This is a genomic window from Curtobacterium sp. VKM Ac-2865, assembly GCF_015350905.1.
In the GTDB taxonomy this organism is placed as follows: domain Bacteria; phylum Actinomycetota; class Actinomycetes; order Actinomycetales; family Microbacteriaceae; genus Curtobacterium.
Genome location: NZ_JADKRZ010000008.1, coordinates 1 through 14,462, shown reverse-complemented (window position 1 = coordinate 14,462; position 14,462 = coordinate 1). Strand labels below are relative to the sequence as shown.

General features: G+C 71.3%; 11 protein-coding genes. 2 read left to right on the top strand and 9 right to left on the bottom strand.

Translation table 11 applies throughout. The features are described from left to right. Positions 1–79 precede the first annotated feature (79 nt). The 9 genes from ITJ54_RS16725 to ITJ54_RS16685 all read right to left on the bottom strand — a co-directional run bounded on the left by ITJ54_RS16725 (position 80) and on the right by ITJ54_RS16685 (position 13,337). Positions 80–943, bottom strand: coding sequence for an NAD(P)H-hydrate dehydratase (locus ITJ54_RS16725; RefSeq protein WP_194630234.1), 864 nt, complete (start codon positions 941–943; stop codon positions 80–82). Next, complete coding sequence (locus tag ITJ54_RS16720; protein WP_194630232.1) at positions 936–1,682, bottom strand: histidine phosphatase family protein; 747 nt, start codon at positions 1,680–1,682, stop codon at positions 936–938. The genes ITJ54_RS16725 and ITJ54_RS16720 overlap by 8 nt, the downstream gene beginning before the upstream one ends. Positions 1,683–1,815: 133 nt before the next feature. Next, the gene (locus ITJ54_RS16715) at positions 1,816–4,824 is read right to left on the bottom strand and encodes an alpha-mannosidase (RefSeq protein ID WP_194630230.1); all 3,009 of its coding nucleotides are present in this window, start codon (positions 4,822–4,824) and stop codon (positions 1,816–1,818) included. A 33-nt stretch (positions 4,825–4,857) separates the two neighbouring features. After that, positions 4,858–5,688 (bottom strand): carbohydrate ABC transporter permease, encoded by an 831-nt coding sequence (locus ITJ54_RS16710; RefSeq protein ID WP_267425533.1) that lies wholly within the window; start codon positions 5,686–5,688, stop codon positions 4,858–4,860. A gap of 68 nt (positions 5,689–5,756) precedes the next feature. Beyond that, a complete protein-coding gene (locus tag ITJ54_RS16705; RefSeq protein ID WP_194630226.1) occupies positions 5,757–6,707 on the bottom strand; it encodes a carbohydrate ABC transporter permease in 951 nt (316 codons plus the stop codon). Positions 6,708–6,813: 106 nt separating this feature from the next. Further along, complete coding sequence (locus ITJ54_RS16700; RefSeq protein WP_194630224.1) at positions 6,814–8,169, bottom strand: extracellular solute-binding protein; 1,356 nt, start codon at positions 8,167–8,169, stop codon at positions 6,814–6,816. Between the two features lie 321 nt (positions 8,170–8,490). Next, positions 8,491–9,327 carry a PhzF family phenazine biosynthesis protein gene (locus ITJ54_RS16695; protein ID WP_194630222.1) on the bottom strand — a complete coding sequence of 279 codons (837 nt, stop codon included), beginning with the start codon at positions 9,325–9,327 and terminating at the stop codon, positions 8,491–8,493. 124 nt (positions 9,328–9,451) lie between these two features. After that, complete coding sequence (locus ITJ54_RS16690; RefSeq protein ID WP_194630220.1) at positions 9,452–11,914, bottom strand: lamin tail domain-containing protein; 2,463 nt, start codon at positions 11,912–11,914, stop codon at positions 9,452–9,454. A gap of 181 nt (positions 11,915–12,095) precedes the next feature. After that, positions 12,096–13,337: an ROK family transcriptional regulator gene (locus tag ITJ54_RS16685; RefSeq protein WP_194630218.1), complete on the bottom strand. Its 1,242-nt coding sequence runs from the start codon at positions 13,335–13,337 to the stop codon at positions 12,096–12,098. Between the two features lie 85 nt (positions 13,338–13,422). Here ITJ54_RS16685 and ITJ54_RS16680 point away from each other — a divergent pair, with 85 nt between their 5' ends. Next, complete coding sequence (locus ITJ54_RS16680) at positions 13,423–13,875, top strand: GNAT family N-acetyltransferase (protein ID WP_194630216.1); 453 nt, start codon at positions 13,423–13,425, stop codon at positions 13,873–13,875. Continuing rightward, the gene (locus tag ITJ54_RS16675; RefSeq protein WP_194630214.1) at positions 13,875–14,255 is read left to right on the top strand and encodes an MGMT family protein; all 381 of its coding nucleotides are present in this window, start codon (positions 13,875–13,877) and stop codon (positions 14,253–14,255) included. The genes ITJ54_RS16680 and ITJ54_RS16675 overlap by 1 nt, the downstream gene beginning before the upstream one ends. Positions 14,256–14,462: the final 207 nt, after the last annotated feature.

Genomic DNA, 14,462 nt, shown 5'->3' with positions numbered 1-14,462 from the left:
CGGAAGCGACCTACGTCGGTTCCCTCACCAAGAACCTACCAGCGACGAGAACAGATGCCAATCCTGACGTTGCTGCGGCTCAGGCGCCGAGCTCGACCAGGACGCGCGGGATCTCGTTCAGCAGCTCGCTCGCCAGGTACCCCATGGGTCCGACCTGCACGGCGAGGCGGTCCCCCGCGGCTGCGTGCACCTGGGTCGCCCACACGGTGGCCTGCGCGACGTCGGCGCCACGGGCGAGCAACCCGGTGATGGCGCCGGAGAGGACGTCGCCGCTCCCGCTGGTCCCGAGGCCGCCGGCCCCGGTGCCCTTCGCCCACGCCCGGCCGTCCGGTGCGGCGACGACCCCGCCGAGTGACACGACGGCGCCGAAGCGTTCGGCGATCTCCGCGGCGTCGGTGTGGTCGTCGGAGGTGTCGTGCCCGAGCAGGCGTTCGGCCTCGCCCGAGTTCGGCGTCATCACGAGCCGTCCCCGGAGCGGAGCGAGTTCGTCGACCAGGTCGGCTGCCACACCGAGCGCGAAGGCGTCGAGCACGACCACGGTCTCGTCCCCGACGGCGGCGGCGAGTCCGGCCACGAGGTCGCGGCTGCCATCGGGCTCGTCGAGGCCGGGTCCGACGAGCACGGCGTCCGCGCTGCCGAGGTCGTCCGTCAGGCTGGTGATCGCGCCGACCGCCACGTGGCCGTCCGCGTCCTCGTCGAGGGGCTGGACGCCCGACTCCGGCAGCGCGACGGCGACGTGCAGGGCGACGCTGCGGGCCACGGCGAGCGTCAGCCGTCCGCCGCCGACGCGCAGGGCCGCGGTCGCCGAGAGCATCGCGGCGCCGGGGGTCTTGGCAGCGCCGCCGACGACGAGCACCTGCCCGCGGCCGTACTTGCTGCCGCCGGTCTCGGGCAGCGCCCACGCGCGGAGCAGGTTCGGGGTGACCGCGATCGGCTCAGACATGGGCGTCGTCCTTCCGTCCCTCGTGCTCGGTGACCTCGGCCGCCGGGTCCTCGTCGAGGTGCCCGGTGCCCGAGAACTCCTCGAGCGTCCAGGGTGCCCCCACGGCGTCACGGCGGAGCCGCGTCAGCGAGGCGTTGGCGACGGTGTGTTCGGCGGCGAAGTCCATGAGCGCGGTCTCGTCGAGGTCGAGGCAGATCGCGACGACGAGCATGACGACGGCGTCGTGGGCCGCGGCGACCAGCCGCTCGGCGTCGTCGATGCGGTCCACGTCGGCGAGCAGGGAGCGCAGCCTGAGCTTGACGTCGACCCAGGACTCACCACCCGCCGGCCGGTGGTAGTACTTCCCGAGCCGATCGCGGCGCTGCTCCTCGTCGGGATGCAGGTTCCGTGCGCCGGTGCGGGTGAGGCGGTCGAGCACGCCGAGCTCCCGGTCGCGCAGGCGTTCGTCGACGCGCCTCGTCGGCTCAGCGAGCCCACCGGCCTCGAGCGCGATGGCGATCGTCTGCTGCGCTCGGAGGTAGGACGACACCCAGAGCACGACGGGGACGTCGTCGACACCACGTTCCGCGAGCTCGGAGCCGAGCGCCCGCGACTGCTCCTCGCCGAGCGGACTCAGGGGGACGTCGGCGTCGCGGTGGTCGATCTCGATGACGTCGTCACCGGCGGCTTGTGCTCGACCGGCTGCGACGTTCGCGGTGGACTCCCCGTGACGAACGAGCCAGATCTCGGTGACTGCCATGTGGCCACGCTAGGCCGCGCCGGCTCCGGCCGCAGCCAGGATCGCGCTCGGGCCCGGGCGGACCGCGCACGGCACACCCCCACCCCCGCACGACGCCGGACGGACGCACCCGTGCCCGTCCGGCGCCGCGGCTCTACGCCCGCTGCACCCGCAGCGTGACGATCTCGAACGGGCGGAGCGTCAGCGACACCGGCGAACCCGCGTCCCACGTCGCCCCGAGCGGCCGTTCGAGCAGGTCCACCTGGCTCACCGGACCGACGGCGAACCCGAAGTCCACGCCGACCCCGGTCGCCCGACCGCCGAGCGCCTCGTACAACCGGACGATGACATCCCCCGATCGGTCCTCCGCGAGCTTGACGGCCTCGACGAAGACCTGCGGCGACGACACCACGACGAGGGGCTCGACCTCGGCCGATCCGGGGGCCGACCGCACCGGCAGGTTGAGCCGGTAGCCGGAGTCCGCCGCGTCGAGCACCGAGGCACCCACGCGCAGCACCGTGCGGAACACGTGGTGTCCCTGGTCTGCGTGCGGGTCCGGGAACGTCGGCCCGCGCAGCAGCGACTCGCGGACGAGCGTCGTCGTGCCACCGTCCGGCCGGGTCGCCCGCGTGACGTCGTGGCCGTAGGTGGAGTCGTTCGCCACCGCGACGCCGAACCCGGGCTCCGCGACGTGCACCCAGCGGTGTGCAGCGGTCTCGAAGCGGGCGAAGTCCCACGAGGTGTTCTGGTGGGTCGGCCGGTCGATGTGGCCGAACTGGATCTCGCTGGAGGCCTGGTCGGCCTTCAGGTCGAGCGGGAACGCCAGCTTCAGCAGCTTCTGCTGCTCGTGCCAGTCGACCTCGGTCTCGACGACGAGTTCCGGCTCACCCTCGACGGCGGAGTACCGCGTGGTGACGGTGGATCCTCCGGTCGGGCGGACCACGACGAGCGCGTCCCCCTCGATCGTCACCGAGGTCGCCTCCAGCGGCTTCCCGTTGCGCTGGTAGGCGCGGTCGATGTCCCACGCCTCCCACTGGTTCGGGGTGTCGCGGAAGACCGTGTACTCGGCCGCGGCCGATCCGGGGGCGATCGCGTCGCGCCCGGACGCGCGCTCGACGAACGACACGACGTGGCCGGCACCGTCGATGGTCGCCAGGACCACGCCGGTGTCGAACACGAAGCCGTCACCGGAGCGCACGGGAGGCACGGCTCGACCGGGCACGCCGACGGAACCACCCAGGGCGGTCACGTCGCCGGCCGCCACGGGCGAGGCGTTGAACTGGACGACGGAACCGTCGCCGTCACCCCCGGCGAGCGCCGTCGTCGCGGTCCCGATCAGGCCCTCGAGCACCGCGGCCACGCGGGCGTACTGCTCCTCGGCGTTCTCGTAGACCCAGGCGATCGAGGACCCCGGCAGGATGTCGTGGAACTGTTGGAGCAGCACCGTGTGCCAGGCCTCCTCGAGCTCGTCGTACGGGTAGTCCGCGCCGAGCCGGACCGCCGCCGTGGCTGCCCAGAGCTCGGCCTCGCGGAGCAGGTGCTCCGAGCGGCGGTTGCCCTGCTTCGTGCGGATCTGCGACGTGTAGGTGCCACGGTGGAACTCGAGGTACATCTCCCCCGACCAGACGCCGGGCGTCGGGAGGTCCTGCTCGAGCTGCTCGAACACCTGGGCGGGTGTGCCGAGCGTCACGCGGGGTGAGCCGTCGAGGTCGTGCTGCCGGTGCGCGGCGCCGACCATCTCGCGCGTGGGTCCACCACCGCCGTCGCCGAAGCCGTAGAGCAGCATCGACGTGTTCGCGGTGCCGCGCTCCTTGTTCTGGCGCTCCCCGCGGTGCAGGTCGGCGGGTGAGACGTCCGAGTTGTACGTGTCCGCCGGGGGCAGGTGCGTCAGGACGCGGGAGCCGTCGATGCCCTCCCAGTGGAAGGACGTGTGCGGGATGACGTTCGTCTCGTTCCACGAGGGCTTCTGCGTGACGAACCACTTCGAGCCCGCGGCGCGGATGATCTGCGGCAGGGCGCCGGTGTACCCGAACGAGTCGGGGAGCCAGGCCTCGGGGGTGTCGATGCCGAACTCCTCGAGGAAGAAGCGCTTGCCGGCGACGAACTGCCGCGCCAGGGCCTCGCCACCGGGCAGGTTCGTGTCGGACTCGACCCACATGCCGCCGACCGGGATCCACCGGCCCTCGGCGACGCGCTGCTTGATCCGCGCGAAGACGGAGGGGTACTCGTCACGCATCCAGGCGTACTGCTGCGCCGACGAGCACGCGAACGTGAAGTCGGGGTCGCGGTCCATCTGGTCGAGCACGTTCGAGAAGGTCCTGGCGCACTTGCGCTTCGTCTCGCGCACGGGCCACAGCCAGGCGGAGTCGATGTGCGCGTGGCCGACCGCGATCGCACGGTGCGCGGCTGCCGAGGCGGGCACGGCCAGCACGGGCTCGAGCACCGACCGCGCCGAAGCGGCCGTCCCGGCGACGTCGTCGGGGTCGAGCGCGTCGGCGGCTCGCTCGAGCGCACGGAGGATGTCCGCGCCCCGGGTGCCGTCGGTGGGCAGCTCCGCCATCAGCCCACGGAGCACCCAGAAGTCCTGCTGCAGCTCCCACACGGTGTCGTCACGTTCGACGACCTCCAGCGCCTTCAGCCGGTAGATCGGTTCGTCCCCGGCGGTCGAGCGCGACCCGAGGGGCGTCGCCCCCTGGAAGTCGTCGCCCCCGATGTCCGGGTTCGCACCGGCCTCGACGTAGAGCTCGAACGACTCCCCCGGCCCGACCTCGAGCGGGACGGCGTTGTTCCGCGGCTCGATGGCCTTGATCGTCGTGCCGTCGGGGCGGTACGCGAGGCCCTCGGCCTGGAAGCCGGGGTGCCGCTTGGTGAAGCCGAGGTCGACGAACAGCTCCGCCGCCGTGCCCTCGGCGGTCCCGAAGTCGTCCGGCACGGTCCCGGTCACCCGGAACCACGTCGTGCCCCACGGCCGGCCACCCCACGGGGAGCCGACCGCGAAGGGCGTGAACGACTGCGTCACCGCCGAGTCGAACGGCACCGGCTCACCCGGCACCTCCCAGGCCTCGATGGTGACCGGGGCCGAGCGCCGGTGCACGGCGGGGTCGACGCGGTCGCGCACGAGACGGGCGATGCGGGCGTGGACGAGCGGTTCGTCATGGTGCATGGAGATGGGTTCCTTCCCAGCGGTGGAGTTCGGTCAGCCCTTGATGCCGCCGGCGAGGGCGTTGCCCCCGCCGAGGCCGCGGGACACGATCACGTAGAGCGCGATGACGGGCACGGAGTAGACGATGGAGAACGCGGCGAGCTGCCCGTAGGCGACGGCGCCGTTCTGCCCGAAGAAGTTGAAGATGCTCACCGCGGCGGGCACCTTGTCGGGCGAGAGCAGCAGGACGAACGGGACGAAGAAGTTCCCCCACGCCTGGATGAACACGAAGATGAACACGACGGCGATCCCGGGGCGCATCAGCGGGATCACGATGCGCGTCAGCGTGGTGAACATGGACGCGCCGTCGGTCCAGGCCGCTTCCTCGAGCGAGATCGGGACCGAGTCCATGAAGTTCTTCGCCATCCAGATCGCCATCGGCAGGCTGGTCGCGGCGAGGAAGAAGATGCAGCCGTAGATGTTGTCGATCAGGTTGAGCGACACGAACAGCGCGTAGACGGGCACCATCATCGCGGTGATCGGCAGGCCGGTCCCGAACAGGATGCTGTACAGGAACGGCTTGTTCACGCGCATCTTGTACCGGGACAGCGGGTACGCCGCCAGCAGCGCGACGACCACGGTGACGACGGCGGTGCCCCCGGACAGCAGCAGGCTGTTGGCGAGCGGGATGAACGACAGCTCCGGCGTGAGCACCTTCGCGAAGTTGTCGAGGGTGAACTGCGACGGGATCTTCACGGAGAGCGATGCCTGGGCGTCGAGCGAGGCGAACACCAGCCAGAGCAGCGGCACCGCGAAGCACGCCGCGATGACGAGCAGGACGACGTTCGCCGTCCACCGCATGGTGCGGCCGCGCGGCGACGTCATGTGCAGTGCGCCCGGGGCGGTGACCGAGCGGGTGACGTTGGACACGGGACGGTCAGCAGTGAGTGCCATCAGTCCACCTCCGGCTTCAGTGCCTTGATGTAGATGATCGAGAAGACCGCGCCGACCACGAGCAGGATGGTCGCGATCGCCGTCCCGAAGCCGAGCTGCGAGAACTTGAAGGCCTCTTGGTAGGCGAGGATCGGCAGGGTCGACGAGTTCGTCCCCGGCCCGCCGCCAGTCATCACGTAGATGAGCGTGAACACCGACAGGGTCTGCAGCGTCGTCAGCATGAGGTTGGTGGAGATGCTCCGGCGGATCACCGGCAGCGTGATGTAGACGAGTCGCTGCCAGCCGGTCGCGCCGTCGACCTCGGCCGACTCGGTGATCTCCTCGGGGACCTCTTGTACAGCGGCCGAGTAAACGAGCATCGAGAAGGCCGTCCCGCGCCAGATGTTGGCGAGGATGATCGCCAACATCGGGTACGTGTACAGCCAGTTGGCACCGCTGATCCCGAAGACCGACAGGAACGAGTTCAGCGTCCCCTCGTCGTTGAAGAAGGCGTAGGCGGCGAACGAGGCGACGATCTCCGGCAGGACCCAGGCCGCGACGACGAAGGTGCCGACGATCGACCGGACGACCTTGTTCGCCGACCGCATGAGCAGCGCGAGGCCGAGCCCGAGGACGTTCTGCCCCACGACCGCCGAGGCGAACAGGAAGACGATCGTCAGGATGACGGACTTCGGGAAGTCCGGGTCCTGGAACAGCTCGACGTAGTTCTTGAACCCGACGAACTGCTGGTCGGCAGCGCCGGCGCCGGTGAGCGCCGAGTTGGTGAACGACCCGTAGAACGACGAGATGACGGGGCCGAGCAGGAAGACGACGAGGAGGACCACGGCCGGCAGCAGGGGCACGGCTCGGGTGGCGTTGCGCAGGGGTCGCCGCTTGCGCGGGACCGGCGGATCGGTGCGCTTGGGCGCACCGGGCGCCGACAGGGTCGGCGCGAGGGGGGTGGTGGACACGCTGGTTGCCTTCCGGGTGCGGAGAGGGTTCCGAAGGTGGGGAAGAGCCGGACGGGAGGATCGGGGCACGACGTGCGCCGAGCCTCCCGTCCGGTCTGGGGTTGCGTCAGCCCGAGACGGTGTGGTCCTTGCCGACCGTCTGGACGACCGCGTCGTCGTAGGCGGCGGCGGCCTGCTTCGGTGACTGCTGCCCGGTCATCACGGACTCCATGGCGACCTGGACGGCGTTCGAGATCTGCGAGTAGTCGCTCGTCGCCGGGCGGAAGTTGGTGTGTTCCACCAGCCCGGAGAAGAACTTGAACGTGGGGTTGGCGTCCGTGTACGCGGTGTCCTCGGCGACGTCCTTGCGGACGGCGATCTGGCTGTTCTCGGTGTCGTACTTCAGCGAGCCGTCCTTGTTCAGGAACGTCGTGATGAAGTCGAACGCGGCCTGCGGGTTCTTCGACTTGCTGCCGACCGACAGCGTCCAACCGCCCGACATGCTGTTGTAGCCCGGGGCCTGGCCGTTCTGCGTCGGCATCGCTGCCTGACCCATCACGTCGTTCCACTCCGGCCACGGAGCGGTGCCGGACTTGAGCCAGGTGCCCGACTGCCACGAGCCGTCGAGGTCGATCGCGAGCTTGCCCTTCGGCAGCCAGGTCTGGGCGATCGTGGTGCCGACGTTCGTGTCGAGCGCCTGCTGCGGCGTCGGGCCGAGGTCACCCTGGTACACGTCCTTGATGAACTGGAGCGAGTCCTCGAACTGCTTCGAGCCGGTGACCCACTTCTTGTCCTTGTAGAGCGTGTTGCCGGACCCGTCCGCGCCGTACAGGAGCATCTCGAAGCCCTGCATGGTCGAGGCCTCGCCCTGGGCCTTGCCGGAGTAGACGTTGAACGGGATGGTGTCCGGGGACTTCTGCTTGATGGTCTTGGCGGCGTCGAGCACGTCGTCCCAGGTCTTGGGCTGCCACGGGACCGGCAGGCCGACCTTCTTGAAGATGTCCTTGTTGTACCAGAGGGCCCGGGTGTCGGTGCCCATCGGGACGCCGTAGGTCTTGCCGTCCACGCCCTCGCCGGCCTGCTTGGCGTTGTCGAAGAACTGGTCCCAGTCCTTCCACTTCGCCGTGTACTTGTCGAGCGGCAGGAGGTACCCGGCCTGGGCGTCGGCCTTGACGAGGAAGGTGTCCTCGTACATGACGTCGGGCGCGGTCGCGGGCGCCTTGTTCATCAGCGCGAGCTTCGTGTAGTAGTCGTTGCCCTGGGCCTGGATCGGGACGAGCGTGACGTTCTTGCCCGGGTTCGCCTTCTCGTACTCCTTCTTGACGACCTTCATCTGGGCGTCGAGCTGCTGGAAGGCGCCGAACTTCTGGTAGGCGATCTTGATGGTGTCACTCGAGGCGGACCCCGAGCTCGAGCAGCCTGCGAGACCCACTGCGGCGACTGCCACGGCTGCGAGTCCAGCGATGATGCGGGTGCGTTTCATCGGTGCTCCTTTGCACGGATTCGCGGGCTACAGTGCCCGCGCTGCGCAGTTAGTCCACCGTATTGACTTAACCCGTGTCAAGCCCTTCCGCGTCACGGTTCGGGCGCAGTGTCCGTCCGACGCGCGCGGCAGGTCGTTCCCCGCGCGGCAGGTCCTTTCGCGCGTAGCAGGTCGTTCCGCGCGAAGGAGGTCGTTTCGCGCGGAGGAGGTCGGACCTTCCGACCCGCAACGCGCGAAACCGCTTCCCTTCGCAGCCGTGAGGGGAAGGAACGCGCGTTGGCCCCCGCTCGTGGCAGGGGGTCCCGCGCGTCGCACCCTCGACTAGTCCGGGATGGGGGTCGCCCCGCCGCGGACGGTGATCCCGCCACGCTCGGTGACGTCCACCAGCAGGATGCTCGGCCGCCCGACGTGCCGCCCCTGCCGGATCACGACGCGGTCCCCAGCCCGAGCGCGTCCGATCGCCCGGAGGTAGGCGCCCGTCGACGCCGCCGCCGAGCCGGTCGCCGGGTCCTCGGTGATGCGGCCGACGGGGAACAGGTTCCGCGCCTCGTACTCCCCCGGCCCGGTCGGGTGCAGCACGGTCACGGTCCCCGTCCAGCCTCGCTCGCGCTTCAGGTCGGCCAGTGCGACGGGGTCGAACCGGAACTGGTGGAAGAGCTCGCGGTCGTCCAGCACGACGACCGGGTTCCAGTTGCCGGCGTAGGACTCCAACACGGGGTACCCGTCCGCGACGTCGTCGGAGGTCAGGCCGAGCACCGCGAACAGCCGCGCGGGGTCGAACTCGCGGACCTCGGGCTCGACGCTCGTCATCGCGATCTGCACGGCGCCGTGTTCGTCCAGCGTCGTGTCGAGCGCGACGTCCCCCGCGGCGGTCGCGAACACCCGCGGTCCGATGCCGTCACGTTCGGCGAGCACCACCGCGAGCGCCACCGTCGCGTGCCCGCAGAACGGCACCTCGGCGGCCGGCGAGAAGTACCGCACGAGGACGCGGTCGTCGCTCGTGCCGGTGACGAACACGGTCTCCGCGTACCCGACCCGCTCGGCGATCGCGAGCATGTCCGCGTCCGACAGCGCCGTGGCGTCGAGCACGACCCCGGCGGGGTTCCCGCCCTCCGGTTCGGCAGCGAAGGCGGTGTAGCGGAGCACGTCGGGTCCCATGCCCCGACGCTAGCGGAGGCGCTGCCCGCCCCGGGCGCCCTGGAGCACGTCGAGGGAGCAGAAGACGTCGAGTGCTCTCGGGCGACTCGACGATCCCTGCTCCCTCGATGCGTGACGACGGGGGCTAGTCGGTGGGCGCCGACGGTGCACGGCGACGCACTGCCAGCACGCCGGCCCCGGCTGCGACCAGGAGCAGCGCGGCCGCGATGCCTCCGGCGATGTCGGTGCCCGTGTACGCGAGGCCACCGATGACCGCCGTGCCGGTGGTCGGGTCGATCGTGATGGTCGTCCATCCGAGCACGGTGCCGTCGAGCGCCGTGACGACGATGCGGTGGGTACCGGCCGGGGCATCCGCGGGGATGGTGACACGGACGGTGCCGTCCGCTGCGACGGTCTCCGTGCCGAGCAGCACCGGGGTCGAGGTCATCCAGACGTGGACGCGTTCGCCGGCGTGCTCGCGGCCGACGCCGATCGTGATCGTCTCACCCGGGCGTGCGGAGGCCGGCCCGGTCAGGGTGCGGTTCGCGGTCGTGAGCGCGGACTCGGACGGAGCGGTGGGTACCGTCGGCGCCGTGCCGCCGGGGTTCGGTGCCGGGGTCGACCCACCGCCACCCGGGGTCGGGCTGGTGCCACCGTCACCCGGTGTCGGCGTGGTCCCGCCGTCACCCGGGGTCGGCGTGGTCCCACCGTCACCAGGCGTCGGGGTCCCGCCACCGTCACCAGGCGTCGGAGTCGGGGTCGTCTCGACCGTGCACGGGTACGTGCCGGTCCGGAGCGAGAAGCCGTCCGTGTCGTTGTCGTCGGCGTAGAACGTGGCACGCGCACCCGCGGTGCAGACGTCCGAGATCGCGAAGCCCTCGTTCGCGAGCGTGCGGGAGGCGTCGGCCGGGGCCTCGTACACGGTGTCGAGCGTGAAGACGCCGTCGGTGATCGTGTACAGCGCGGTGCGGCCGGCGCATGCGTCGTCGCACACCACCCAGAGCGCGTCGAGCGTCGAGTCGAACTGCACCTCGGCGACCACGCTGAACGGCGAGGCGATGGTGGCCACGCGCTGCGCGGAACCGTCACCCATCAGCGCGTACGCGTACGTGCTCGCGGTGCCCTCGACGCCGACCAGGAACAGCCCGGCGCCGTGGTCTGCGTAGGTCGACGGCGTGTAGACGGCGCCGGCGTGCTCGTCACGGAAGCCGTGCGCGGTCAGCCAGGTGTCCGGGATCCAGGTGACGCCCTCGAGCCCGGCGTTCGCACCGAGCCCCGGGAAGTCCGCCGCCAGGTTCCACTCGTCCGTGGCGCGGAGCGTCGCCTGCGAGCCGTCGGTGGTGGCGAAGCGCAGCACCGACGGGCGGCTCGTCGAGGACACGTCGTTGTCCCGCTCGGTCGACACGTACACGGCACCGGGGTCGTCTGCGGTCACCGTCACGCCCTCGGCGTCCGGGGTCCCGGAGCCGTCGGCGTAGCGCAGGTCCGTCCCCGCAGCGTTCGACGGTGCCCATCCACCGGCACCGTCGGAGACCATGCGGTAGAGCAGCCCGTCGCCGTTCTGCACACCCCAGAGCACGCCGCCGTCCTTCGCGGTGGACGAGGACTGCCAGTCGAGCCCGCTCAGGTCACCCGCGAAGGTGTCGGCGTCGTCGAGCACGGTCTCGTCGGGACCGCCGGGCCAGGCCTCCGCGGTGACGACCCCGGCGAAGCGGTTGGTCGCCCCCTTGGTGGCCTCGGCGGTCTCGGCGAAGTCGCCCGTGCCGTCGGGGTTCCGGCCGTAGGTGGTCGCGGCGTGCGCCGTCCACGAGTACGTGTCGACGAGGGCACCACCGGGGCCGGACAGTCGCGCGGAGTCCGCCTTGCCGAGCCCGAAGCCGAAGGCGGCCTCGTCGAGCACCGCGAAGCCCCCCGCGGCGATCGTGGTACCGGCCGGGATCGTGTACGCGTGGGTGTCGTCGCTGTCACGGAACACGAAGCCACCGAGGTCGACCGACGTGCTGCCCGTGTTCACCAGCTCCACCCAGTCGCCGGGGACGCCGTCCTGCGACTCGACCTCGTTGATGCGGACCGGGGAGGAGCAGTCGTTCGCGGCGCCCTTCGTCGAGCGGGTGGTGTCGACGAGGGCACCGACGCCGTCGGGGCAGCGGCCGTACGTGACCTTCGCGTGCTCCTGGTACGCGTACTCGAGCACCTGCGCCCCGCTGGCGTCCGAGATCCGCACCGCGTCGGGGTTGCCGAGGCCGAAGTCGAACCCGGGCGCGGTCGTCGACTTCTGGTTCAGCACGAAGTAGCCACCCGCGGGGACGACGGACCCGGTCGGCAGCACGTACGGGGTGTGCGTGTCGTCGCTGTCGAGCATCGACCAGCCGCTGACGTCGATCGCAGCGGATGACGTGTTCGCGAGCTCGACCCAGTCGACGTCGTCGCCGTTGGACTCGACCTCGTTCACGACCAACCCGGCGGGGGCCGCAGCAGCGGCAGCAGCTGGGCCAGCAGCGGCAGTGGGGGCAGGAGCGGCGACGGCCGGGGCGCTGGCGAGGACACCGGCCGCCAGCACGGCACAGGTCGCGACGGCGGCGCCGAGGCGCAGGGAGGGGGAGGGCATGCAGGATCCTTCGAGCGGAGCGGGCCGGACCTGCACGACTGTTCAGCATGCGGGCGTCCGGCTGGTGGCCCGGAGGTGAACGGGCGGTGGTCGCGGGTCCCGCACCGACGACGGACGGGAGGCTCACCACCGGTCCGGCACCGAGCCTCCCGTCCGCCACCGGTCGCGACACGCGCCGCCCTCAGCGCCGGATCAGCAGCGCGCTCGCCCGTGGCGACAGCGCCGTGTCGAGCACCAGGCACGCCGCCCCGACCGCGGCCACGTCGGCCCCACGGTCGGTCTCGACCACCGTCACCGGGTGCTTGGGCACGAGGATCGGGGACTCCGTGATCGCTGCCCGCGCCGCCGGCAGCGCAGCAGCGGCGACCCGGGACCAGAACGGCCCGCCGAACACCACGCGGTCGATGTCGAGCAGGTTCACGATGACGACGGCCGCGCGGCCCATCACGGTGCCCGCCTGCGCTGCGAGCTCGATGGCGGTCGGGTCGCCCGCGTCGATCGCAGCGGCGAAGGCGTCCCAGGCCCGGTCGACCGACCCGAGGTCCGTGACGTCCCCCAGGTCGAGCCCCCGTGACGCCCCGATCCGCACGATGCGCTCGGGGGCGACCGCGGCTCCGACCTCACCACGGTCCCCGTGTCCGTCCGGGGTGCCGGCGAACGGTCCCTGCTCGACCATGATGTGGCCGGCGTCACCCGCGTTGCCCCCGGTCCCGCGCACGGGTTCGTGGTCGACGACGAGCCCGACGCCGAACCCGGTGCCGAAGTAGACGAAGGCGAAGTTCCGCGCCGAGGACTCCCCCGCCAGGAACATCTCGCCGACGGCGGCAGCGGTGACGTCCTTCTCGAGCAGGACCGGGTGGCCGGTGGCCTCGGCGAGGGCGTCCCGCAGGGGCACGTCCTTCCACCGCGGCAGGAACGGCGGGTCGAGCACGATGCCGGCGTCGACGTCGATGGGTCCGGGGCTGGCGATGCCGACCCCGAGGACCGCGTCCGCGTCGACGTCGGACGTCCGAACGAGGCCGTCGACCGCCGACGCCATCGTCCGCACGACCTGCTCGGGGTCGTCCGCCGTCGGGGTCGACGTCGTGGTGGAGGCGACGACGGTGCCGGCGAGGTCGAGCAGCACGTAGGTGACGACGGCGGGGTCGATGTGCACGCCGACGGCGAACCGGCTGCCCGGCTCGAGCCGCAGGATCGTGCGGGGCTTGCCGCGCCCGGACACGACCGTGCCGGACTCGACGATCATGCCGGCCTCGATGAGGAACCGCGTGACGTTCGAGACGGTCTGTGCGCTGAGGCCCGTGCGCCCGGCGAGCTCGACGCGGCTCAGCCCGTCGGGCGAGCGGCGGACGGCGTCGAGCACCACCGTGCGGTTGAAGCCGCCGATCGACGGCAGGTTCGCGCCGCGCCGGTGTTCCGCCATGTCGCGACCATACCGCGCAGCCCGCTCTCCCCCGCGAGGACGACCCGACTGGCCCCGGGAGTGCTCGCACCGTTAGCCTGACCGCATGACGGACCTCCGCCTCGAAGAACTCTCCGCCTCGACCGCCGCCGCGGCCAACTCCCTGACGCTCAAGCCAGGGCAGGAACAGTTCGTGCAGCCCACCACGTACGGTGTCGCCGAGTCGGACGTCAAGCCGAGCGCCTCCTGGCCCCGGGTCGTGCTCGACGGTGACGAGGTCGTCGGCCTCATCATCGGCAGCTTCGACGCCGACAACCCGCAAGAGGAACTGCAGGCCTGCATCTGGCGCGTCAACGTCTCGGGCACCGCCCAGGGCCGCGGCGTCGGACGCTTCGCCGTGCACGGCCTGGCCGACGAGGCCCGCAAGCGCGGCTTCGAACGCCTGACCGTCGTCTACGAACCCGGCGAGGGCTCCCCCGAGGACTTCTTCCGCGCCGTCGGCTTCGAGGTCGTCCGCGAGACCCAGTACGGCGACCACTTCGCGGTCCTCTCCCTCTGATGCCCCCGGCCGCCGTCGGGTCACACCCCGACGACGAGCGCCCGGACCCGGCTGACTTCGGCGCCGCCGTCGCCGAGGTCGTCCGCGCCATCCCGCCGGGCCGCGTCATGACGTACGGGGACGTGGCCGCTGCGCTCGGCTCCCGCGCGTCGCGCGCTGTCGGCAAGGTCATGGCCCACGAGGGCTCCGACCTGCCGTGGTGGCGCGTTGTCCGGTCCGGCGGGCTCCCGCCGGTCCGGCACGAGGCACAAGCCCTGGAGCACTACCGCGGCGAGGGCACGCCGCTGCGGTGGGGAGACACGGCCTGGAGGCTCGACATGCCCCGTGCGCGCTGGTCACCCGAGCCGTTCGGTCACGAACCGATAACGGAGCAGAACTGATCCAAACCGCTGCGGCAGGGGCGCCGAATCACTGTCACAACCGGGAAACACCCGGGGCGCTCACCAGCCGCACATCGCTGGTTCTCCACCCTCAAGCGGGGTGTGTTCGGCGCGCAACCAGCAAAGGACTCACCATGCGCAAGATCACCAAGACCACGGTCTCCCTCGCCGCCGCTGGCGCGATCATCCTCACCGGTGCCGGGTTCG

Coding starts and splice junctions, on each gene's coding strand:
- ITJ54_RS16700 (WP_194630224.1), bottom strand. CDS start 8,169: ATGAAACGCACCCGCATCATCGCTGGACTCGCAGCCGTGGCAGTCGCC.
- ITJ54_RS16725 (WP_194630234.1), bottom strand. CDS start 943: ATGTCTGAGCCGATCGCGGTCACCCCGAACCTGCTCCGCGCGTGGGCG.
- ITJ54_RS16720 (WP_194630232.1), bottom strand. CDS start 1,682: ATGGCAGTCACCGAGATCTGGCTCGTTCGTCACGGGGAGTCCACCGCG.
- ITJ54_RS16715 (WP_194630230.1), bottom strand. CDS start 4,824: ATGCACCATGACGAACCGCTCGTCCACGCCCGCATCGCCCGTCTCGTG.
- ITJ54_RS16685 (WP_194630218.1), bottom strand. CDS start 13,337: ATGGCGGAACACCGGCGCGGCGCGAACCTGCCGTCGATCGGCGGCTTC.
- ITJ54_RS16680 (WP_194630216.1), top strand. CDS start 13,423: ATGACGGACCTCCGCCTCGAAGAACTCTCCGCCTCGACCGCCGCCGCG.
- ITJ54_RS16690 (WP_194630220.1), bottom strand. CDS start 11,914: ATGCCCTCCCCCTCCCTGCGCCTCGGCGCCGCCGTCGCGACCTGTGCC.
- ITJ54_RS16695 (WP_194630222.1), bottom strand. CDS start 9,327: ATGGGACCCGACGTGCTCCGCTACACCGCCTTCGCTGCCGAACCGGAG.
- ITJ54_RS16675 (WP_194630214.1), top strand. CDS start 13,875: ATGCCCCCGGCCGCCGTCGGGTCACACCCCGACGACGAGCGCCCGGAC.
- ITJ54_RS16710 (WP_267425533.1), bottom strand. CDS start 5,688: ATGACGTCGCCGCGCGGCCGCACCATGCGGTGGACGGCGAACGTCGTC.